This window comes from Diaphorobacter aerolatus, from assembly GCF_014489535.1.
Lineage (GTDB): Bacteria > Pseudomonadota > Gammaproteobacteria > Burkholderiales > Burkholderiaceae_C > Diaphorobacter_A > Diaphorobacter_A aerolatus.
The window spans coordinates 2,471,998-2,491,803 of record NZ_CP060783.1; the positions used below are offsets into that span (position 1 = coordinate 2,471,998).

Annotated in this window: 22 protein-coding genes and 5 pseudogenes; 9 read left to right on the forward strand and 18 right to left on the reverse strand. The window is 61.2% G+C overall.

Features of this window, described 5'->3' with window-relative positions:
- The first annotated feature begins 41 nt into the window (after window positions 1-41).
- From H9K75_RS11535 to H9K75_RS11545, 3 genes and pseudogenes are all read left to right on the forward strand, one after another.
- On the forward strand, window positions 42-656 hold the full coding sequence (locus tag H9K75_RS11535; RefSeq protein ID WP_187726009.1) for a LemA family protein: 615 nt from the start codon (window positions 42-44) through the stop codon (window positions 654-656).
- 48 nt (window positions 657-704) lie between these two features.
- Window positions 705-1,634: pseudogene (locus H9K75_RS11540) on the forward strand (TPM domain-containing protein).
- Window positions 1,635-1,705: 71 nt separating this feature from the next.
- Window positions 1,706-2,251, forward strand: coding sequence for a TPM domain-containing protein (locus tag H9K75_RS11545; protein WP_187726010.1), 546 nt, complete (start codon window positions 1,706-1,708; stop codon window positions 2,249-2,251).
- A 114-nt stretch (window positions 2,252-2,365) separates the two neighbouring features.
- Here the strand turns inward: H9K75_RS11545 and H9K75_RS11550 are convergent, their stop codons facing one another.
- From H9K75_RS11550 to H9K75_RS11590, 9 genes and pseudogenes are all read right to left on the reverse strand, one after another.
- Window positions 2,366-2,782, reverse strand: a complete 417-nt coding sequence (locus tag H9K75_RS11550) for a F0F1 ATP synthase subunit epsilon (RefSeq protein ID WP_187722793.1) — start codon at window positions 2,780-2,782, stop codon at window positions 2,366-2,368.
- 99 nt (window positions 2,783-2,881) lie between these two features.
- Window positions 2,882-4,288 (reverse strand): F0F1 ATP synthase subunit beta, encoded by a 1,407-nt coding sequence (gene atpD, locus H9K75_RS11555; protein WP_187722794.1) that lies wholly within the window; start codon window positions 4,286-4,288, stop codon window positions 2,882-2,884.
- A 17-nt stretch (window positions 4,289-4,305) separates the two neighbouring features.
- Window positions 4,306-5,172: a F0F1 ATP synthase subunit gamma gene (atpG, locus tag H9K75_RS11560; RefSeq protein ID WP_187722795.1), complete on the reverse strand. Its 867-nt coding sequence runs from the start codon at window positions 5,170-5,172 to the stop codon at window positions 4,306-4,308.
- Window positions 5,173-5,193: 21 nt separating this feature from the next.
- Window positions 5,194-6,752 (reverse strand): annotated as a pseudogene (gene atpA, locus H9K75_RS11565) (F0F1 ATP synthase subunit alpha).
- Between the two features lie 42 nt (window positions 6,753-6,794).
- Window positions 6,795-7,337, reverse strand: a complete 543-nt coding sequence (locus H9K75_RS11570; RefSeq protein WP_187722796.1) for a F0F1 ATP synthase subunit delta — start codon at window positions 7,335-7,337, stop codon at window positions 6,795-6,797.
- A gap of 10 nt (window positions 7,338-7,347) precedes the next feature.
- On the reverse strand, window positions 7,348-7,818 hold the full coding sequence (locus H9K75_RS11575; RefSeq protein ID WP_166067907.1) for a F0F1 ATP synthase subunit B: 471 nt from the start codon (window positions 7,816-7,818) through the stop codon (window positions 7,348-7,350).
- Window positions 7,819-7,853: 35 nt separating this feature from the next.
- A complete protein-coding gene (gene atpE / locus H9K75_RS11580) occupies window positions 7,854-8,102 on the reverse strand; it encodes a F0F1 ATP synthase subunit C (RefSeq protein ID WP_091458130.1) in 249 nt (82 codons plus the stop codon).
- A gap of 60 nt (window positions 8,103-8,162) precedes the next feature.
- Window positions 8,163-9,026, reverse strand: a complete 864-nt coding sequence (atpB, locus tag H9K75_RS11585) for a F0F1 ATP synthase subunit A (protein WP_187722797.1) — start codon at window positions 9,024-9,026, stop codon at window positions 8,163-8,165.
- A gap of 38 nt (window positions 9,027-9,064) precedes the next feature.
- Window positions 9,065-9,521, reverse strand: a pseudogene (locus H9K75_RS11590) (ATP synthase subunit I).
- 277 nt (window positions 9,522-9,798) lie between these two features.
- On the opposite strand from H9K75_RS11590, the gene H9K75_RS11595 reads away from it, so the two are divergent.
- The 3 genes and pseudogenes from H9K75_RS11595 to lipA all read left to right on the forward strand — a co-directional run bounded on the left by H9K75_RS11595 (window position 9,799) and on the right by lipA (window position 11,791).
- Window positions 9,799-10,095, forward strand: a complete 297-nt coding sequence (locus H9K75_RS11595; protein WP_187722798.1) for a YbeD family protein — start codon at window positions 9,799-9,801, stop codon at window positions 10,093-10,095.
- A 14-nt stretch (window positions 10,096-10,109) separates the two neighbouring features.
- A pseudogene (lipB, locus tag H9K75_RS11600) lies at window positions 10,110-10,795 on the forward strand (lipoyl(octanoyl) transferase LipB).
- Window positions 10,796-10,810: 15 nt separating this feature from the next.
- The gene (gene lipA, locus H9K75_RS11605; RefSeq protein ID WP_187722799.1) at window positions 10,811-11,791 is read left to right on the forward strand and encodes a lipoyl synthase; all 981 of its coding nucleotides are present in this window, start codon (window positions 10,811-10,813) and stop codon (window positions 11,789-11,791) included.
- Between the two features lie 75 nt (window positions 11,792-11,866).
- On the opposite strand, the gene ptsP is transcribed toward lipA, so the two are convergent.
- From ptsP to H9K75_RS11625, 4 genes are all read right to left on the reverse strand, one after another.
- A complete protein-coding gene (ptsP, locus tag H9K75_RS11610) occupies window positions 11,867-13,630 on the reverse strand; it encodes a phosphoenolpyruvate--protein phosphotransferase (RefSeq protein ID WP_187722800.1) in 1,764 nt (587 codons plus the stop codon).
- A 123-nt stretch (window positions 13,631-13,753) separates the two neighbouring features.
- A complete protein-coding gene (locus tag H9K75_RS11615) occupies window positions 13,754-14,023 on the reverse strand; it encodes an HPr family phosphocarrier protein (RefSeq protein WP_187722801.1) in 270 nt (89 codons plus the stop codon).
- Window positions 13,992-14,444 carry a PTS sugar transporter subunit IIA gene (locus H9K75_RS11620; RefSeq protein ID WP_187722802.1) on the reverse strand — a complete coding sequence of 151 codons (453 nt, stop codon included), beginning with the start codon at window positions 14,442-14,444 and terminating at the stop codon, window positions 13,992-13,994. The genes H9K75_RS11615 and H9K75_RS11620 overlap by 32 nt, the downstream gene beginning before the upstream one ends.
- A 78-nt stretch (window positions 14,445-14,522) precedes the next feature.
- Entirely contained in the window at window positions 14,523-15,131 is a 609-nt protein-coding gene (locus H9K75_RS11625) for a hypothetical protein (RefSeq protein WP_187722803.1), read from the reverse strand.
- A gap of 153 nt (window positions 15,132-15,284) precedes the next feature.
- Here H9K75_RS11625 and H9K75_RS11630 point away from each other — a divergent pair, with 153 nt between their 5' ends.
- Entirely contained in the window at window positions 15,285-15,785 is a 501-nt protein-coding gene (locus H9K75_RS11630) for a TlpA disulfide reductase family protein (protein WP_187722804.1), read from the forward strand.
- Window positions 15,786-15,861: 76 nt separating this feature from the next.
- On the opposite strand, the gene H9K75_RS11635 is transcribed toward H9K75_RS11630, so the two are convergent.
- Entirely contained in the window at window positions 15,862-16,323 is a 462-nt protein-coding gene (locus H9K75_RS11635; protein ID WP_187722805.1) for a c-type cytochrome, read from the reverse strand.
- 195 nt (window positions 16,324-16,518) lie between these two features.
- Here H9K75_RS11635 and H9K75_RS11640 point away from each other — a divergent pair, with 195 nt between their 5' ends.
- A complete protein-coding gene (locus H9K75_RS11640) occupies window positions 16,519-17,175 on the forward strand; it encodes a cytochrome b/b6 domain-containing protein (protein WP_187722806.1) in 657 nt (218 codons plus the stop codon).
- Window positions 17,176-17,319: 144 nt separating this feature from the next.
- The gene (locus H9K75_RS11645) at window positions 17,320-17,763 is read left to right on the forward strand and encodes a GNAT family N-acetyltransferase (protein WP_187726011.1); all 444 of its coding nucleotides are present in this window, start codon (window positions 17,320-17,322) and stop codon (window positions 17,761-17,763) included.
- Window positions 17,764-17,787: 24 nt separating this feature from the next.
- Here the strand turns inward: H9K75_RS11645 and H9K75_RS11650 are convergent.
- The 4 genes and pseudogenes from H9K75_RS11650 to rpmC all read right to left on the reverse strand — a co-directional run bounded on the left by H9K75_RS11650 (window position 17,788) and on the right by rpmC (window position 19,791).
- Window positions 17,788-18,491: pseudogene (locus tag H9K75_RS11650) on the reverse strand (SDR family oxidoreductase).
- A gap of 157 nt (window positions 18,492-18,648) precedes the next feature.
- Complete coding sequence (locus tag H9K75_RS11655; RefSeq protein WP_187722807.1) at window positions 18,649-19,155, reverse strand: peroxiredoxin; 507 nt, start codon at window positions 19,153-19,155, stop codon at window positions 18,649-18,651.
- Between the two features lie 156 nt (window positions 19,156-19,311).
- Complete coding sequence (gene rpsQ, locus H9K75_RS11660; protein WP_187722808.1) at window positions 19,312-19,581, reverse strand: 30S ribosomal protein S17; 270 nt, start codon at window positions 19,579-19,581, stop codon at window positions 19,312-19,314.
- A gap of 12 nt (window positions 19,582-19,593) precedes the next feature.
- Window positions 19,594-19,791 (reverse strand): 50S ribosomal protein L29, encoded by a 198-nt coding sequence (gene rpmC, locus H9K75_RS11665; protein ID WP_187722809.1) that lies wholly within the window; start codon window positions 19,789-19,791, stop codon window positions 19,594-19,596.
- Window positions 19,792-19,806: the final 15 nt, after the last annotated feature.

Sequence of the window (19,806 nt, forward strand, 5' to 3'; positions counted from 1 at the left end):
TCCCGAACCATTTTCTCTTTCTACCTCATACGCTCATGACCATCAAACGACTCCTTGCATTCATCGCGACCGTAGCGAGCGCGCTCGCCCTGTCTGGTTGCGGCTACAACCAATTCCAGCAGCTCGACGAGCAGAGCAAGGCCGCCTGGAGCGAAGTGCTGAACCAATACCAGCGCCGCGCCGATCTGGTGCCCAACATCGTGGCATCCGTCAAGGGTGAAGCCAACTTCGAGCAGGAAACGCTGACCAAGGTGATCGAGGCACGCTCCAAGGCCACGTCGATCCAGGCCACGCCCGATCTGGTGAACAACCCCGAAGCCTTCAACAAGTTCCAGCAGGCACAGGGCGAATTGTCGAGCGCGCTCACGCGCCTGATGGTGGTCTCCGAGCGGTATCCCGACCTCAAGGCCAATCAGGCATTCCGCGACCTGCGCGTAACGCTCGAAGGCACGGAAAACCGCATCACCGTGGCCCGCAATCGCTACATCCAGACCGTCCAGGAATACAACACGCTCGCCCGCAGCTTCCCCAACAATCTGACGGCCATGGTCATGGGCTACAAGCCCAAGGCCAACTTCACCGTGCAGAACGAGGCCGAGATCAGCAAGCCGCCAACGGTTGACTTCTCCAACACACCTGCTGCGAGCAAGCCCTGATCGATCGATTCATCGATCACTGGATAGATAGATATCAAATAGATGCAGATGCCGACGTTTTTCGCGCGTTTGTTGCAGGCTTGGCTTGCGGCGCTGTTGCTGGGCCTGCCACTCACGGGCGTGCAAGCGCAACAGTTGCTGCCCGTGCCGGCGCTCACCGGCCATGTCATCGATCAGACCGGAACGCTGGATGCCGCAGCCGCGCAGGCGCTTGAAGCGCAGCTCGACGGCATCGAGAAGAAGAATGGCTCGCAGGTCGTCGTGCTCATGGTGCCCTCCACGGCACCCGAGGACATTGCCTCGTACGCCAACCGCGTCGGCAACGCCTGGAAGATCGGGCGCAAGGATGTGGGCGACGGGCTCATCATCCTCGTGTCCAAGAACGACCGGCGCATGCGCATCGAAGTCTCGAAGGCACTCGAAGGCGCGGTGCCCGATCTCGCAGCGGCCCGCATCATCGATGGTGCCATGGCGCCCAAATTCCGCCAGAACGACTATGCGGGCGGACTCAAGGCCGCGGTCGATCAGGTCGGCGCACGCATTGCGGGCGAAGAACTACCGCTGCCCGAGGCGCCGAAACCCCAAGGCCGCAATGAAGCATCGTCCTCCGGCTTCGACTGGCAGGACATGGCGATCTTCCTGTTCTTCGCCGTGATGGTCGCCGGTCCCATCGTGCGCGGCATTTTTGGCCGCCCGATTGGTGGCGTGCTGATGGGCGGCGGCACCGGCTTTCTCGCGTTCATGCTCACCACGAGTATGGGTCTGGCAGCCGGTGCGGGCGTGCTCGCATTGCTCTACACCTGGCTGTTCAGCGGCAAGGGCGGTGGCGGCCCGATCGTGCACGGCGGAGGCTTTCCCGGCGGCTTCGGCGGCGGGGTGGTTTTGGTGGCGGGGCGGCGGCTTCAGCGGTGGCGGCGGGGGATTCAGCTCCGGCGGTGGCGGTGACTTCGGGGCGGCGGCGCTTCCGGAGACTGGTGATCGAGGCTGGCAGCCACATGACAAACAACACCCCCACCACCTCCCACGACAACGCGCAGGATTCATCCCCAATGCATGCCACGCGGCACTCCACCGGTTTTTTTGCACGTCTGGCGCGGCTGGTTCGCCATCGACTCGCCGAGGGCTCACTCTCACGCGTGCTGCCCGATGATGTGAGCGAGCGCCTCGCGCAGCGCGTGACGGCCAGCGAACAACGCCACACCGGGCAGATCCGCATCTGCGTCGAGGGCGGCCTGCCGCTGTCCTATATCTGGCGTTCGGCCGGTGCCCGTGAGCGCGCGGTGACCCAATTCGGCAAGCTGCGTGTCTGGGATACCGAGCACAACAATGGCGTGCTGATCTACCTGCTGGTGGCCGAACACGCGATTGAAATCGTCGCGGATCGCGGCATCGCACGCAACGTCGATCCCAAAGTCTGGCACGCCGTCATCGCCCGCATGCGAGAGCAATTCCGCGAAGGGCACTACGAAGACGGCCTGACCGAGGCGATTGCCAACGTTTCGGCCGCACTGGTTGAACAATATCCCGCCAATCCGGACGCTTTACAGCGGCACGCGAACGAACTGCCGGACACGCCCATCGTGATTCGCACCTGATGGTCTGAACGGTTGAGACTGCGAGCACCCCAAAGGCAAAAAGCCGCTTGATTCCTCAAGCGGCTTTTTTTGCGCGCGCCATCAGGATGACGCATTGCGGTGGCGGGGGGTGGTTCAGCGCTTCTGGCGGAACTTGCGCAGCGCGGCGATCTGTGCGGCCATAACGGCCAGCTCGGACTGGGCGCGGGCCAGATCGACTTCGCTCTTGGCGTTCTTGAGCGCTTCCTCGGCGGCATTGCGGGCTTCCTGAGCCTTCTGATCGTCCAGATCCTTGCCGCGAATCGCGGTGTCGGACAGAACGGTCACGCGGTCGGGTTGCACTTCCAGAATGCCGCCGGCCACGAAGACGAATTCCTCGTCTCCATTCGGCAGTTCGATGCGAACGGAACCGGGCTTGATGCGGGTGATCAGCGGCGTGTGCCTGGGCAGAATGCCCAGTTCGCCGGCTTCACCGGGCAGCGCAACGAAGCGTGCCTCGCCGGAGAAGATCGATTCTTCGGCGCTGACCACATCGACTTGGATGGTGTTCATGTTGGGCTCCTGGAAAAGGGATGGAAAGAGGCTTGTTCGGTGATGGCAGATGGCTGACGGGTCGTGTATCCACCCATCGGCCAGCCTGAGCATCAGCGTTTAGCCAACCTTCTTGGCCTTTTCGAAGGCTTCGTCGATCGAGCCGACCATGTAGAACGCCTGCTCTGGCAGGTGATCGCACTCGCCAGCCACAATCATCTTGAAGCCGCGGATGGTTTCAGCCAGAGGCACGTACTTGCCTGGAGCGCCCGTGAACACTTCAGCGACGTGGAACGGCTGCGACAGGAAACGCTGGATCTTGCGAGCGCGGGACACGAGGAGCTTGTCTTCGGGAGCCAGCTCGTCCATGCCCAGAATCGCGATGATGTCGCGCAGTTCCTTGTAGCGCTGCAGCGTGCCCTGCACCTGGCGGGCCACGGAGTAGTGCTCTTCACCAACGACTTGCGGGTCGAGCTGACGGCTGGTGGAGTCCAGCGGATCGACCGCGGGGTAAATACCCAGCGATGCGATGTCACGCGACAGCACGACAGTGGAATCCAGGTGGGCGAAGGTGGTCGCTGGCGACGGATCGGTCAAGTCATCGGCAGGCACGTAAACGGCCTGGATCGACGTGATCGAGCCCACCTTGGTCGAGGTGATGCGCTCTTGCAGACGGCCCATTTCTTCGGCCAGCGTAGGCTGGTAGCCCACGGCGGAAGGCATGCGGCCCAGCAGCGCGGACACTTCGGTACCGGCCAGTGTGTAGCGATAGATGTTGTCCACGAAGAACAGCACGTCCTTGCCTTCGTCACGGAAGGCTTCGGCCATCGTCAGGCCGGTCAGCGCCACGCGCAGACGGTTTCCTGGCGGCTCGTTCATCTGGCCGTAGACCATGGCCACCTTGGAGTCGTTGAGCGAAGCCTGGTTCACCACGCCTGCGTCGGACATTTCGTGATAGAAGTCGTTGCCCTCACGGGTACGCTCGCCCACACCCGCAAACACCGACAGACCACCGTGGCCCTTGGCGATGTTGTTGATGAGTTCCATCATGTTCACGGTCTTGCCCACGCCCGCGCCACCGAACAGACCCACCTTGCCGCCCTTGGCGAAGGGAGAGATCAGGTCGATCACCTTGATGCCGGTTTCCAGCAATTCCTGCGACGGCGAGAGCTCGTCGTAGGCTGGTGCCTTGCGGTGGATCGGAGCGGTGAGGCTTTGATCCACGGGACCGCGTTCGTCGATCGGGTTACCCAGCACGTCCATGATGCGGCCCAGGGTCGCCTTGCCCACGGGCACGGTGATCGGTTGGCCGGTGTTGTACACCATGATGCCGCGCTTGAGGCCGTCGGACGAACCCAGAGCAATGGTACGCACCACGCCGTCGCCCAGCAGCTGCTGGACTTCAAGCGTCAGTGGCGAACCTTCGAGCTTCAGGGCGTCATACACCTTGGGCATTTGGTCGCGTGGGAACTCGACGTCCACCACAGCGCCAATACATTGAACAATCTTGCCTTGTACTTGAGCCATTTGTTTGCTCCAGAAATTTAAACTGCCGCGGCACCCGCGACGATCTCCGAAAGTTCTTTCGTGATCGCGGCCTGGCGCGTCTTGTTGTAGACCAGCTTCAGTTCGTTGATGACGTTGCCTGCGTTGTCGGTGGCGGCCTTCATGGCCACCATTCGCGCAGACTGCTCCGACGCCATGTTTTCGGCCACCGCCTGATAAATCAGCGACTCCACATAGCGAACGAGCAATTCGTCGATCACGGTCTGAGCATCGGGCTCATAGATGTAGTCCCAGCCATGCTCGGACTTCTCGGCCTGCATCTTCTCGGAGGACAGGGGCAGAAGCTGCTCCACCACCGATTCCTGCTTCATGGTGTTGATGAACTTGGTGTACGAGAGGTACACCGCGTTGATCTTGCCTTCCGTATACGCATCAAGCAGCACCTTGACGGGGCCGATGAGCTTTTCCAGATGCGGCGTATCGCCAAGGCCCGTCGCATGAGAGACCACCTTGGCACCCACACGGTTCAGGAAACCCAGACCCTTGTTGCCGATGGCCACGGCCTGCACGGACACACCCTCACCCTGCAGATCGCGCAGTTTGTTGGTGACGGCACGAAGCACGTTGGTGTTCATGCCGCCGCACAGACCCTTGTCAGTCGTCACCACAATGACGCCGGCCACCTTGGAGTCGTTCACCTTCATGAAGGGATGAACGTACTCCGGGTTGGCCTGACCCAGATGCGCAGCAATGTTGCGCACCTTCTCACTGTATGGACGAGCAGCGCGCATGCGATCCTGAGCCTTGCGCATCTTGGCGGCGGCCACCATTTCCATGGCCTTGGTGATCTTCTTGGTGTTTTCCACCGATTTGATCTTGCCGCGTATTTCCTTACCTGCTGCCATGATGGATGTTCCTCGTCCGGATTAAACGAACGACTTCTTGAACGCAGCGATGGCCTGGGAAAGCTCGGCTTCGTCCTTGCCTTCCTTGTCGAACGCACGGTTCTTGTCCAGACGTTCCACCAGAGCAGCGTGGCTGGTCTTGAGGAACTGATGCATGCCGTGCTCGAAAGGCAGAACCTTCTTCACATCGATGTCGTCCAGGAAGCCCTTGTTGGCGGCGAACAGCGACGCTGCCATCAGGCTGATGGGCAGTGGGCTGTACTGGGGTTGCTTGAGCAGTTCCGTCACGCGGGCACCACGGTCGAGCTGCTTGCGGGTCGCTTCGTCCAGATCGGAAGCGAACTGCGCGAACGCAGCCAGTTCACGGTACTGCGCCAGATCGGTACGGATACCGCCGGACAGGCCCTTGATGATCTTGGTCTGAGCCGACGAGCCCACGCGCGACACCGAGATACCGGCGTTGATGGCGGGACGGATGCCGGCGTTGAACAGGCTGGTTTCCAAGAAGATCTGACCGTCGGTGATCGAAATCACGTTGGTCGGAACGAAGGCAGACACGTCGCCGGCCTGGGTTTCGATGATCGGCAGAGCCGTCAGCGAACCGGTCTGGCCCTTGACTTCGCCCTTGGTGAAGGCTTCCACGTACTCGGCGTTCACGCGAGCGGCGCGCTCGAGCAGACGGCTGTGGAGATAGAACACGTCGCCGGGAAGGCCTCGCGTCCTGGAGGACGGCGCAGCAGCAGCGAAACCTGACGGTATGCAACGGCTTGCTTGGACAGGTCGTCATAGACGATCAGCGCGTCTTCACCGCGGTCGCGGAAGTATTCGCCCATCGTGCAGCCGGAGTAGGCCGACACGTACTGCATCGCAGCGGATTCGGAAGCGGTGGCAGCCACGACGATGGTGTAGTCCATCGCACCGGCCTGCTCGAGAGCACGCACCACGTTCTTGACCGAAGAAGCCTTTTGACCGATGGCCACATAAACGCAAACGACGCCCTGGCCCTTCTGGTTGATGATGGCGTCGATCGCCACGGCGGTCTTGCCGGTCTGACGGTCGCCAATGATCAGCTCGCGCTGGCCACGGCCGATTGGCACCATGGCGTCGATGGCCTTGGTACCCGTCTGCAGAGGCTGGTCAACGGATTGACGCGCGATAACGCCGGGAGCAACCTTTTCGATCACGTCCGTCATCTTGGCATTGATCGGGCCTTTGCCGTCGATGGGCTGACCCAGGGCGTTCACCACGCGGCCAATGAGTTCGGGGCCGACGGGCACTTCCAGAATGCGGCCCGTGCACTTCACGGTGTCGCCCTCGGAGATGTGCTCGTACTCGCCCAGAATCACGGCGCCGACGGAGTCGCGCTCGAGGTTCAGTGCCAGGCCGTAAGACGGCTGGCCATCGGAGCCTGCTGGGAATTCCAGCATTTCGCCCTGCATCACATCGGACAAGCCGTGCACGCGCACGATACCGTCAGTCACGGAAACGACCGTGCCCTGGTTACGGATATCAGCGCCAGCAGCCAGCCCTTCGATGCGGCTCTTAATCAGTTCTGAAATTTCAGCGGGATTGAGTTGCATGACTCTTTCCTTCAATCTTTGGTTAGCCGGGTCCTCGCCGCATCACGCAGTGAGGGCTGCTTTCATTTGTTCCAGGCGGGCCTTGACCGAGGTGTCAAGCACCTCATCACCCACGACAACACGCACGCCACCGATCAGCGACTCATCGGTCTTTTCAGACAGATTGAGCTTGCGGCCGAAGCGCTTTTCGAGCGTGCTGCCGAGATCAGCCAAGGCAGCGGCGTCCATTGGAAACGCGCTGTAGACCAGCGCGTCCGAGGATCCCTTGCTGTTGTTGACCAACGAGCGGAACTGGGCTGCAATTTCTGGCAGCACGGTCACGCGGCCGTTGTCGATCACGGTACGCAGGAAGTTCCTGGCGATTTCCGGCAGGTCGGAACCTGCGACGGAGGTGAACACACCGAACAATTGCTCGGAAGTCACCTTCGGGTTATCGGCCAGCGAGCGCATCTGAGGGTTGGCGGCAATCGCCGCCAGCTTTTCCGCCCAGTCAGCCGCAACGCCCGTATCAGAGCCTGCAATGTTCTTGCAGGCCTTGAACAGCGCTTCGGCGTAAGGGCGGGCAATGGTGGCGAGTTCTGCCATGGTTGCTCCCTTACAGCTCGGTCTTCAGACGGTTCAACAGATCCGCATGAACGCCAGCGTTGACTTCCTTGCGGAGAATCTGCTCGGCTCCCTTGACGGCCAATGCCGCCACCTGCTCACGCAAGGCTTCACGGGCTTGAATCGACTGCTGTTGGGCTTCGGCCTGCGCGGCGGCGACAATCTTGTTGCCTTCTTCCGTAGCGCGTGCTTTTGCCTCTTCAATGATGGCCTGCGCGCGACGCTCGGCATCGGCCAGGCGTGTAGCAGTTTCGTTGCTGGCCGCAGCCAATTCCTTCTTCACGCGCTGGTCGGCAGCGGCGAGTTCGGTTTTGGCCTTGTCGGCAGCAGCGAGACCATCAGCGATTTTCTGGGCTCGTTCATCCAGTGCCTTCGCGATCGGGGGCCACACGAACTTCATCGTGAACAGCGCCAAGATCAGGAAAACAATGGCCTGAACGAACAGGGTCGCATTGATACTCACGGCAACACCTTTCTATCTAGGGCGTTGATCGGAGCTTAGGCCAGAACGAAGGGGTTGGCGAAAGCGAACAGCAGGGCGATGGCAACACCGATCAGGAACGCAGCGTCGATCAGACCGGCCAAGATGAACATCTTGGTTTGCAGTTCGTTGATCAGTTCAGGCTGACGTGCCGACGCTTCCAGGAACTTGCCACCCATCAGTGCGATACCGATCGATGCGCCAATAGCGCCAAGACCCACGATCAGACCACAAGCCAGAGCGACGAGACCGAGAATGTTTTCCATGATGACTCCTAGGGGGAAAGAAAGAAAAGTTAAGAAAGAAAGGAAAAGGAAACGAAAGGATCAGTGATGTTCATGCGCCTGGCCGAGGTAAATCAGCGTCAGCATCATGAAAATGAAGGCCTGCAGGGTGATGATCAGAATGTGGAAGATCGCCCAGATAGAGCCTGCAATGATGTGCCCCAAGGGGAGCAACACACCAGAGAGCGACATAGCGGCTGCGCCACCCATCAGGGCAATCAGCATGAACACCAACTCACCAGCGTACATATTGCCGAACAGTCGCATGCCATGCGACACAGTCTTGGCAACATATTCAATCACCTGCATGAGCAGGTTCACCACGCCGAGGATCACGGCGAAGATCGGATTCTTGCTGGTGCCGAACGGTGCAGTCACCAGTTCGTGAGCCCAGCCGCCGACGCCCTTGATCTTGACGCTGTAGTAGAAGCACAGCAAGAGCACGGCGGTGGACAGACCCAGAGTGGTCGAGAGATCGGCGGTAGGCACGACGCGCAGGTATGCGTGGTGGTCGCCGGTCGCGCCCTGCCAGAGCACAGGCAGCAGGTCAACCGGCAGCAGGTCCATGGCGTTCATCAGGAAGATCCAGACGAACACGGTCAGCGCGAGCGGCGCAATGAACTTGCGCGACTGTGCATTGTGAATATTGGCCTTGGCCTGGTTGTCCACCATCTCGACCATCATTTCCACCGCCGCCTGGAAGCGACCCGGAACGCCGGAGGTGGCCTTGCGCGCGGCAAGCCAGAAGAGGAACAAAAACACCGCGCCGAGGATCACACTGACTGCAACCGAGTCAAGGTTCACCACCGAGAAATCGATGATCGACTTCTGCTTGATGTTCTGAAGATGCTGCAAGTGGTGAACGATGTATTCACTTGCTGTTTGTGCGTTCGCGTCTGCGGCCATCGGACAACTCTTCTCTCAATTAATCAAACAATCAGTTCTTACCTGCCGGATCGCAACAACAGTGCAACCCAGTAAGCCTTCATAGTGACAACCATGCCGATCAGCAAGGCCAGCCAGTTCACGCCCGGAACGATCCGGGGCGCGGCCACCAGCATGGCCACCGTCAGCAAAATCTTGACCAGTTCCCAGCCAAAGAGCCCAACCATGGCACCCCGGCTGAACCGCGCCCGCGAGCCAAACCTCGCGCAAACACCAGCGACGGTATCACCACGGCCAGCGCGCCATATGCCACCGAGTACGCAATATGCGACTTCGAGGACACCAGCCAGGCCAGCAGCACGGCAACCGCCCCACCAGCACCTGCGCCACGACGATCCACCAGATGGAAAACGTCTTGTGCCGCTTGCGCCATTCCCGCGCTTCGTGCGCAGTCAGGGGCTTGAAATCGGAATCTTCAATCTCAGCTTCAGTCCCGGGCGTCATGTCATTCTTCATTCGGCGACGTCCATGTGACAGACTAAAACTTTAACAAAGCTCTTGATTATAAATAGAAACCCGCACCGGTAGACGGCTGGCACCCCGTTTCTTGCATTCTCGAGGCGTCGCCCTGCGTGCTGTCGCCGTCAACCAACGACTGCACCAGATTGTTAAAACAGTGCTTGCCAAAGTCCCAAAACCCTGCTTTGACGTAGGTCATGCAGGGAGCTTGAGATTTTGCACAATGCCCTTACATGATGGTGACACTCCAATCACAAAGCACGAGTAAACCACCATGACCACTGAAACCGTCACCCAAACCCCCGATCCGCGCAAGGAATCCCTGATCGAATACCCGTCCCAGTTCCCCATCAAGGTGATGGGCCTGAACGTCGATGGCTTCGTGAATGCGGTGACCACGGTCGCACGGGAGTTCGACCCCACCTACGACGCCAGCACCGTCGAGCTGCGCAACAGCAAGGGTGACAAGTACATGGGCGTGACGATCACCGTCACCGCCACCAGCCGCGAACAGCTCGACAACCTGTATCGTGCGCTCACCTCGCACCCGATGGTCAAGATTGTGCTGTAAGGCTTCGCGTGACCATGCGGGTTCGTCAACTGGGGCGGGTCGACTATGTCGACACCGCCCTTTCCATGCAGCGCTTCACCGAAAACCGCAGCCCCGAATCAGAAGATGAACTCTGGCTCTGCGAACACGCGCCGGTGTTCACCCAGGGCATCGCGGGCAAGACCGATCACCTGCTCGCCCCAGGCGACATCCAGATCGTCCAGACCAATCGCGGCGGCCAGGTGACTTACCACGGCCCGGCCAACTCGTGGCCTACCCGCTGATCGATCTGCGCCGCACCGGCTATTTCGTCAAGGAATACGTCTACCGGCTCGAGGAAGCGGTGATCCGCACGCTCATGCACTTCGGCGTCACCGGCCACCGTGTTGCCCACGCACCGGGCGTGTACGTGCGCCTCGACGATCCCGCCGGACACTCGATGCTCGCGCAACGACCGCAAAAGGGTCTTGGCAAGGACGATGCGCAGGACTTCACCGGACTGGGGAAAATCGCCGCATTGGGCATCAAGGTCTCGCGGCACTGCACCTACCACGGTGTGGCGCTGAACGTGAACATGGACCTCGAACCCTATAACCGAATCAACCCGTGCGGCTATGCCGGGCTGAGAACGGTCGATCTTTCTACAATGGGCGTCAACATCACCAATGACGAGGCGGCGCAGGTACTCACAGATCAACTGCAGCGCCGCCTGGCACCCTGAACAAGACGAGCAGCCATGAGCACACCCGAAGTCGTACGCGAAGCGCAATCGGCAGAAGCCTACAACCCGCTGGCCAAACAGAAGGCCGCGGCCAAGCTCTCCCGCATCCCCATCAAGGTCGAGCAGGGCGAAATCCTCAAGAAGCCCGAGTGGATCCGCGTGAAAGCCGGCAGCCCCACCACGCGCTTCTACGAAATCAAGGACATCCTGCGCGAGAACAAGCTGCACACTGTCTGCGAAGAAGCCTCGTGCCCCAACATCGGCGAATGCTTCGGCAAGGGCACGGCCACCTTCATGATCATGGGCGACAAGTGCACGCGCCGCTGCCCCTTCTGCGACGTGGGCCATGGCCGCCCCGATCCGCTCGACGTCAACGAGCCGCTCAACCTCGCGAAGACCATCGCGCAGTTGCGTCTCAAGTACGTGGTGATCACCAGCGTCGACCGCGACGACCTGCGCGACGGCGGCTCGGGCCACTTCGTCGAGTGCATCAAGAACATCCGCGAACTCTCGCCGCAGACACAGATCGAAATCCTCGTGCCCGATTTCCGTGGCCGCGACGACCGCGCCCTGGAAATCCTCAAGGCCGCGCCGCCCGACGTGATGAACCACAACCTCGAAACCGCGCCGCGCCTGTACAAGGAAGCGCGTCCCGGTTCGGACTACCAGTTCAGCCTGAACCTGCTCAAGAAGTTCAAGGCGCTGCATCCCCAGGTGCCGACCAAGAGCGGCATCATGGTGGGCCTGGGCGAGACCAACGAGGAAATCCTCCAGGTGATGCGCGACATGCGCGCGCACGACATCGACATGCTCACCATCGGCCAGTACCTCGCGCCCAGCAACAGCCACCTGCCGGTGCGCCGCTACGTGCACCCCGACACCTTCAAGATGTTCGAGCAAGAGGCCTACAAGATGGGCTTCTCGCACGCCGCCGTCGGCGCGATGGTGCGATCAAGCTACCACGCCGACCAGCAGGCGCACGCGGCGGGGGTCTGAGGTCTGGGAGGACTTTTCGTCGGCCCTACCAAGCGCTCGCTCGTCGAATCAAGCGAATCCCTACGTTTTCCGCCCTCAGGCCGCCGCCGCGCACAACGACTGCGGATCGTCACTGTCCAGCACTGTCTGGGCCCATTCTGTGAGTTTGGCGGCGTCGGCACGCAGGATCTCCTGCTTGACGGCGAGGATCTGGGCTGGGTGCATGGAGAAGCAGCGCAGGCCGAGGCCGAGCAGTAGCCGGGTCATGGTGACGTCTCCTGCCGTTTCGCCGCAGACGCTGACTTCCTTGCCGGCCTCGTTGGCGGCTGCAATCACGTCGGCGATCAAGCGCAGCACGGCGGGATGCATGGGGTCGTAGAGGTGTGCGACTGCCTCGTCGGCGCGGTCGATGGCGAGTGTGTATTGCACCAGATCGTTGGTGCCGATCGATACGTAGTCAAGGTGCTTCAGAAAACTGCGCACCATGAGCGCGGCGGCGGGCACTTCGATCATCGCGCCGATCTTGAGCGTGCCGTAGGCCACGCCGCGTGTGTCGAGTTCGGCGCGGGCCAGGTCGAGTTGGGCGAGCGTCTGGCGGATCTCGCCGACGCCCGACAGCATGGGGAACAGCAGGTGCACCGGGCCGTGCCTGGCTGCGCGCAGAATCGCCCGCAGTTGCGTGCGGAACATCGAGGCATCGGCCAGGCTCCAGCGAATCGAGCGCAGGCCGAGCGCGGGGTTGAGCACCGACTGCTCGCGGTGTCCTTTGTCGAGGGGTTTGTCGGCGCCGATGTCGATGGTGCGAATCGTCACCGGTGCGCCCTTCATGCCGTCGAGGGCCTCAAGGTACGAGGCGTATTGTTCGTCCTCGTCGGGCATCTTTCCGGCGCGTCCCATGAACAGGAATTCCGTGCGGAACAGGCCCACGCCCGCCGCACCGCCGCGCATGGCGGCCTCGCAGTCGCCGGGGCGCTCGATGTTGGCAAGCAGCCTGATGGACTGTCCGTCCAGCGTGACCGCCGGCGTATGTCTGAGGCGCGAGAGCCGCTCGCGCTCGAGCGACACCTGGCGCTGGCGAAAACCGTACTCTTCGAGAATGATCGACGACGGGTTGACGATCACCACACCTGCATCACCGTCGATCACCACCCAGTCATCCTGGCGCACGAGCTGGCTGGCGCTGCGTGCGCCGACGACGGCGGGGATGTCCATGCTGCGCGCGACGATGGCGGTGTGCGAGGTCTTGCCGCCGACGTCGGTGACGAAGCCCGCGAATACGCTGTTCTTGAACTGCAGCATGTCCGCCGGAGACAGATCGCTGGCCACGAGCACCAACGGGTCTTCGGCAAAATCTTCGCTCATGCCCGCAAGCACCGGCTGCGCGCGGCGCGGGCTGGACGGCGGCGCCACCGGGCTGGCCACGCCGCGCATATAGCGCAGAATGCGCTCGGCGACCTGTTCGAGGTCGGCCTTGCGTTCGCGCAGGTACTCGTCCTCCATCTCGTCGAACTGGCGTGTGATGAGTTCGAGCTGTGTCGTGAGCGCCCATTCGGCGTTGTACAGACGGTCCGAAATCCAGCGTTTCACGCCGTTTTCCAGCAACTCGTCCTGCAGCAGCATCAGGTGCACGTCCAGCAGTGCGGCGAGTTCGTGCGGGACGTCGGCAGGCATTTCTTCCTGCATGCGCTTGAGCTCGTCGACCACCGTGTCACGCGCACGGCGCGCGCGCTTGATTTCGTCGCCGATCTGATGTGGCTCGATGAAATAGTGCACCACCTCCATGCGACTGGAGACGGCGATCACCGCGCGGCCGATGGCAATTCCAGGAGCCACAGCCAATCCATGTATTGCAAATGTCATGGTCGCCCAGCCTCCGTTTTACATACTCTGCTGCCCCGCATCTCTCGTCACTGGCGGCAGCAGTATCGTCAATCCACTTGAATGAATGAACGAGTGACAAACCAGCGGACTACATGCCGGGCGTCACTCGCCTTCGCCGAACTTTCCGTCGATCAGCGCGATCAGCGCGTCCATCGACTCCGCTTCCTGCTCGCCATCGGTCTCGATTTCGATCTCGGATCCCATGCCTGCGGCGAGCATCATGACGCCCATGATGCTCTTGGCGTTGATGCGGCGTTCACCGCGTGAAATCCAGACGTCGCAAGGGCAACTGCCAGCGAGCTTGGTGAGCTTGGCAGACGCGCGGGCATGCAGCCCCAATTTATTGCTGATGGTGATTTTTTTCTTGATCATTTCTTGAACAACTCAATCGAGCCTGATTCTGAGGCGCGGTCGGCGCAACCTGCATCACGCCTTGCGTGCCGCCCACCATGGCGCGTGACACGAGCGACTCCAGATCTTCCGTGCGATAACACACTGCGCGCAGCAACATCGGCAGATTCACGCCGCACAGCAGGCGCACCCGTTGCCCATCGGTGAGCCGCTGTGCCACATTGCACGGCGTCGCGCCGAAGACGTCGGTGAGTAGCAACACGGGGCCGGGATGCTGATCCAGCATTACCTGCGCGGTCGCCTGAGTCGTCTCGGGGGTCTCGTTCGGCGGCACGTCGAGCGCCAGCACTTCCTCCTCACACTCGGGAAACACATGAAGCGCGCATTCGCGCAGCGCGTGTGCCAAGGGTGCGTGAGCGATGATGAGAATGTGCGTCGTCATGGTGGAAGATGTCTGGCGGACATTATGGCGTGCCGTTGGCCGATTCAGGCAGGTACGCCGAGCGCGCACCTGATCCCTTCATTGCAACGTGATCGACTCCAGAAAGCTGTCGGCCATGGCGTCGTTGCGCTGGTCAGAGTAGACCACAGCGTGCACCAATTGCACGTTGCCTGCGTGCAACCGCGCGAACCACACGGCATCGACCTGGACGCTGCTGCCATCGCTCCTGCGTCCCGTGGTCTGCATGCGGATGGACTGCGGCAGATTCAAACCGCCCTTGCGCGCAAAGCTGCGCTCCTCGGGCGGCGTGCCGGGAGTCTGCGGGGGCAAACGCAACTGGGCACGCACGGCGTCGTGCCAGAGCGCGAGCACGGTGCTGATGCGCGAAGGGTCGCCAAGCTCCATCCACGACATTGCAAACAGCGCGCCCCCGGCTTCGCAGCCGACCATGGACAGTTCGACCTTGTCGCTTCCAAGTTCCACCGTTTTCGTGCCCTGGTCGGGTTTGCAGGGCAGAGACACTGTGAGATGCGCCCGTTCGAGCGGCACGTTGCGCCAGTTGAACGACGGATTGCAGGCCGTCAGCAGCAGCAGCAGCAACCCAGAAATCGCGCCGACGCCCAGCGCACGCAGACTGCGCCACTGAAACGAAGGCGGGGAAACCGCGTGAGCGCCATGTGCTTGCATGCGGCGATTATGCGGTCTGCCTCGTGGAGCCGAACTTTTTGCCCTCGGCGAGGCTCTATCAGCAATCCCTGCCGCTTGCGGCACAATGGGAGTCAATGACCGACGGCGGGCTCCGGCAATCAGCGAGTACCGCGTCTTCGCAGGAACGATGCAATGAAATTCAAAACGTGGCTGGCCGCCGCCGTGGTGGTGGCATTCGCAGGTGCTGGTGCCTGGGTGTTCCTGGGCACGGGTACCTCTGTCGCGCCGGCGTCGAACTTCGTGCTGCTCGATGGCTCGACCAAAACCACCGATCAGATGAAGGGGCGCGTGACGCTCGTGAATTTCTGGGCGACGAGTTGCACCACCTGCGTGGCCGAGATGCCAGAGATCGTCGCGACCTATCAAAAATACAAGGACAAGGGTTTTGACACCGTGGCCGTTGCCATGCAGTACGACCCGCCAGCCTATGTCGTGAACTTTGCCGAATCGCGCAAGCTGCCATTCCAGGTCGCCATCGACAACACGGGAGCCAACGCCAAAGCCTGGGGCGACGTGAAGCTCACGCCCTCCACCTTCATCGTGGACAAGCAGGGGCAGATCGTGAAGTCTTACGTCGGCGCGCCGGACTTTGCCGAATTGCACAAATTGATCGAAAAGCTGCTCGCGGCTTAACACCCGTCACACAACATGAAAAAGAGGCCGATTTCGCCATGGAATCGGCCTCTTGCTCTTTGCGGATGACCGCGTCCTACTTGTTGCGATAAGCGTCGTGGCAGGACTTGCAGGTGTTGGCGGTAGCGCCAAAAGCGGACTTCATGCCTTCGAGTGTTCCGGTCTTGGTGGCGGCGGCCAGCTTGGCCGATTCCGCTACCAGCTTGTCGGCGTGCTCCTTGAATTTTTCGGGCTCAAGCCAGATGTCTTCCTTGGCCTTGTTGGGCGCGCCCTTTTCCGAGCCCGGACCGAAGCCTGCCCATGGCAGCTTGGCCATTGCCGCGACCACGTCGGCGTTCTCCTGAGCGGCCTTGGCATCGAACGGCACCTTGCCCTGCGCCATCGCGCCCAGACGACCGAAATGCTGGCCCATCACAAACAACGCGCTCTGGCGGTATTTGATGGCATCTTCCGCCTTGGCGAACTGGGCCGAAGCCGGGACCGCGAACAGCGTGCAGGCCGAGGCGGCAAGAATCGAGACGCGTGCTTTGTATTTCATGGGCGACCTTTCATTTTGGAGTTGATGAGAGCGCAAACACAATAGTCGGCAACGCCTGAAAACCACGATCCCGCTCATGCGCCATCGCATGGCACATGAGCCCATTGCCTACTATCATCGGCCATTGTGTACGCTTCCTATCGCAAGCGCACGCGAATCGCACGGTTTTTCGACTTCAAACAGGGAACCCACGGCATGCCAAACCAATCCGTCCGCATATGGGATCTACCGACGCGACTGTTTCACTGGGCGCTCGCGCTCTGCGTCGTCGCCTTGGTCGTCAGCGCCAAGATGAATGCCATGGACTGGCATTTTCGGTTCGGCTACAGCGTTCTGGCCCTGCTCGCATTCCGGCTGGTCTGGGGCATCTTTGGCGGATATTGGTCGCGCTTCACCAGCTTTTTGCACACGCCGGGTCAATTTGCGCGCCACATAAGCGGCAAGGAAGATCACTCGACAGGACATTCACCGCTGGGCGCGCTGTCGGTATTTGCGCTGCTGCTGGTGTTGATCCTGCAGGTGGCCAGCGGCCTGATGAGCGACGACGAGATCTCGGTGTCCGGGCCGCTCACGCGTTTCGTGTCGGGCGAATGGGTCAGCACGGCCACCTGGTGGCACGCCAAGATCGGCCAGTATCTGATTTACGTGCTGGTGGGCCTGCATGTGCTGGCCATTGTTCTCTACGCCGTACGCGGCAAGAAGCTGGTCGGCCCGATGATCACCGGGGATAAACAGTTGCCCGCCACCGTGCGCCCCTCGCGCGACAATGCGGGCACTCGCTTCGCGGGGCTGCTCGTGCTGGCCGCTTGCACCGGCCTCGCCTGGTGGGTCTCCACATTAGGGTCATTCTGACGTTGGCCAGCAAACTCCAGCGACTACACTGGGCCATCGTTGTTTTGCGCGCGGACGGCCGACAGCCCGCAGCCGCGCCCCGGATTGCCTGTGGAAGACCACTCACCCTCCATCTCTCTCGCCACTCCCACGCTGCCCCATGAGATGGAAGTGGTGCGCGACATCTTCCGTGAATACGCCGACACGCTGGAGGTCGATCTGTCGTTCCAGGACTTCGAGGAAGAACTGGCGACGCTTCCCGGCGAATACGACGCGCCCCGTGGTCAGATCCTGCTGGCCTACGTCGATGGCAGCCTCGCGGGTTGCTGCGCGCTCAGGCCTCTCGATACCGCCGACTACTCCAACGCCGCAGAAATGAAGCGCCTCTATGTGCGCAAGGCGTTTCGCGGATTCGGGCTGGGGCGGACCCTCGCCGAGGGCATTCTGGATGCCGCGCGGCTGTCGGACTACGCCTGCGTGCTGCTCGATACGCTCGACGGCATGGAGTCCGCGCGTGCGCTCTACGCCGATCTGGGCTTCGAGGAAATTCCGCCCTATTATCACAACCCGGTGTCGGGCTCGCATTACCTCAAGGTCGATCTGCGCTGACGGACTCCGCTGCGCGCCGCGTCCTCAAACGCCGTGCATCAGCCCGCCGTCCACGCGCAGATTCTGGCCGGTGATGTAGCTGGCCGCATCGGACGCGAGAAACGCTATCGTCGCTGCCACTTCTTCGGCCCTGCCATAACGCTGCATCGGCACGGCCGCGCGACGCTCGTCCTTGGCGGGCAGGCTGTCGATCCAGCCTGGCAGGACGTTGTTCATGCGGATGCCGTCCCGGGCGTACTGGTCGCAGAAGATTTTCGTGAAAGCGGCCAGCCCTGAACGCGCCATGGCCGAGGTCGGAAACATTTCCGAGGGCTCGAAGGTCCACGCCGTGGAAATATTCACGATGGAGCCGCCGCCCTGCTGCTGCATGATCGGCGTGACGATGCGCGTGGCACGCACGACGTTGAGGAAATACACCTCAAGGCCCTTGATCCAGTCGGCGTCCGTGATCTCCAGCAAAGGTCCCTTCGGCCCGTGCCCCGCACCGTTCACCAGCACATCGACGCGGCCCCAGCGCGCCATCGTCTGATCGACTAGGCGTTGAATGTCCGCCACGTTCTGATTCGATCCCGTGACGCCAATGCCCCCAGCTCCGTCGCGAGAGCCTCGCCCTTGCCCGATGAGGAAAGAATCGCGATTTCGTAGCCATCGGTGCGCAACTTGCGCGCCGCAGCCGCGCCCATGCCGCTGCCGCCCGCGACGACCACGGCAACCTTTTTCGTCGTCAACTCAGTTGTTTGCTCACTCATTCAGGGCTCCCGAAGAAAACGTCAATATAACGGGCGATTGGGTCCCCGCCAGCAGCAGCGCTTCCGCCACCCGTCAAAAACAAAAGGCCGCGAAACGCGTCGCGGCCTTCTGAGCGGATTCACCGCAGACCCAGGTTCAAGCCTTGGCTTGCTGGAGCAGGGTGTCGGCGTCGCTGACTTCAAACTTGCCGGGGCCTTCGACGTTCAGGCTGACCACCTTGCCGTCCTTGACCAACATCGAATAGCGATTGCTGCGCAGGCCCAAGCCCTTGCCGTTCAGATCCAGCGTCAGGCCTGTCGCCTTGGCAAACGCGGCGTCGCCATCGGCCAGCATGCGCACCTTGCCGTCGGTCTTCTGGTCGCGCGCCCACGCGCCCATCACGAACGCATCGTTCACCGAGAGGCACCAGATTTCATCGACACCTGCGGACTTGAATTCGGCCGCCTTTTCCACGAAACCGGGAACGTGCTTGGCGGAGCAGGTGGGGGTGAAGGCGCCCGGCACGGCAAAGACGGCGATCGTCTTGCCAGCGGCGGCCTTTTGCACATCGACCGCGTTCGGGCCGAGGCTGCAGCCGTTGCCTTCGACTTCGGAATATTCCATCAGCGTGGCTGCGGGAAGGGTGTCACCAACTTTGATCATGGCTTGTGCTCCTGTTGAATGTCGCAAAACCGTTCGGCAACCGGAAGCGCCATGCGCAAACCGCCCAAAAACGCCCGAATGCCGTCCGGAAAAAGAAAAACGACCCACATTGTGGGTCGTTTCTTCGGGCCTTGCAGCCGGGGCAGCCTTTAAGGCTTACACCAGAGCAGCCTTTTGCACCAGGCGGGTAGCAACCCAGTTCTTGGTCTTGGAGAGCGGACGGCTTTCCTCGATCTCGACGGTGTCACCCATCTTGTACTCACCCTTTTCGTCGTGCGCGTGGTACTTGCTCGACTTGATCACGATCTTGTCGTAGATCGGGTGCTTCACGCGGCGCTCTACGAGCACCGTCACTGTCTTCTCACGCTTGTCGCTCACCACCTTGCCAATCAAGGTGCGCTTGAGGGATTTTTTAGCTTCCGTCATGTCGGCTCCTGATTACTTGGCGGCTTGCTTTTCAGCAAGAATGGTCTTCGCACGGGCGATGTCACGGCGCGTGGAACGCAGCGTGGAGGTATTGCCCAGTTGTTGCGTAGCCTTTTGCATGCGCAGACCAAAGTGAGCCTTTTGCAGGGACTTCACTTCGGCTTCGAGGCCGGCTACGTCTTTTTGGCGGAGTTCAGCAGATTTAGTCATTTGTCATATCTCCTG

Bases quoted from the DNA above. Each gene is read 5' to 3' on its own strand.
- H9K75_RS11545 (WP_187726010.1), top strand. From the start codon at position 1,706: ATGCATGCCACGCGGCACTCCACCGGTTTTTTTGCACGTCTGGCGCGG.
- H9K75_RS11550 (WP_187722793.1), bottom strand. From the start codon at position 2,782: ATGAACACCATCCAAGTCGATGTGGTCAGCGCCGAAGAATCGATCTTC.
- atpD (WP_187722794.1), bottom strand. From the start codon at position 4,288: ATGGCTCAAGTACAAGGCAAGATTGTTCAATGTATTGGCGCTGTGGTG.
- atpG (WP_187722795.1), bottom strand. From the start codon at position 5,172: ATGGCAGCAGGTAAGGAAATACGCGGCAAGATCAAATCGGTGGAAAAC.
- H9K75_RS11570 (WP_187722796.1), bottom strand. From the start codon at position 7,337: ATGGCAGAACTCGCCACCATTGCCCGCCCTTACGCCGAAGCGCTGTTC.
- atpE (WP_091458130.1), bottom strand. From the start codon at position 8,102: ATGGAAAACATTCTCGGTCTCGTCGCTCTGGCTTGTGGTCTGATCGTG.
- atpB (WP_187722797.1), bottom strand. From the start codon at position 9,026: ATGGCCGCAGACGCGAACGCACAAACAGCAAGTGAATACATCGTTCAC.
- H9K75_RS11595 (WP_187722798.1), top strand. From the start codon at position 9,799: ATGACCACTGAAACCGTCACCCAAACCCCCGATCCGCGCAAGGAATCC.
- lipA (WP_187722799.1), top strand. From the start codon at position 10,811: ATGAGCACACCCGAAGTCGTACGCGAAGCGCAATCGGCAGAAGCCTAC.
- ptsP (WP_187722800.1), bottom strand. From the start codon at position 13,630: ATGACATTTGCAATACATGGATTGGCTGTGGCTCCTGGAATTGCCATC.
- H9K75_RS11615 (WP_187722801.1), bottom strand. From the start codon at position 14,023: ATGATCAAGAAAAAAATCACCATCAGCAATAAATTGGGGCTGCATGCC.
- H9K75_RS11620 (WP_187722802.1), bottom strand. From the start codon at position 14,444: ATGACGACGCACATTCTCATCATCGCTCACGCACCCTTGGCACACGCG.
- H9K75_RS11625 (WP_187722803.1), bottom strand. From the start codon at position 15,131: ATGCAAGCACATGGCGCTCACGCGGTTTCCCCGCCTTCGTTTCAGTGG.
- H9K75_RS11630 (WP_187722804.1), top strand. From the start codon at position 15,285: ATGAAATTCAAAACGTGGCTGGCCGCCGCCGTGGTGGTGGCATTCGCA.
- H9K75_RS11635 (WP_187722805.1), bottom strand. From the start codon at position 16,323: ATGAAATACAAAGCACGCGTCTCGATTCTTGCCGCCTCGGCCTGCACG.
- H9K75_RS11640 (WP_187722806.1), top strand. From the start codon at position 16,519: ATGCCAAACCAATCCGTCCGCATATGGGATCTACCGACGCGACTGTTT.
- H9K75_RS11645 (WP_187726011.1), top strand. From the start codon at position 17,320: ATGGAAGTGGTGCGCGACATCTTCCGTGAATACGCCGACACGCTGGAG.
- H9K75_RS11655 (WP_187722807.1), bottom strand. From the start codon at position 19,155: ATGATCAAAGTTGGTGACACCCTTCCCGCAGCCACGCTGATGGAATAT.
- rpsQ (WP_187722808.1), bottom strand. From the start codon at position 19,581: ATGACGGAAGCTAAAAAATCCCTCAAGCGCACCTTGATTGGCAAGGTG.
- rpmC (WP_187722809.1), bottom strand. From the start codon at position 19,791: ATGACTAAATCTGCTGAACTCCGCCAAAAAGACGTAGCCGGCCTCGAA.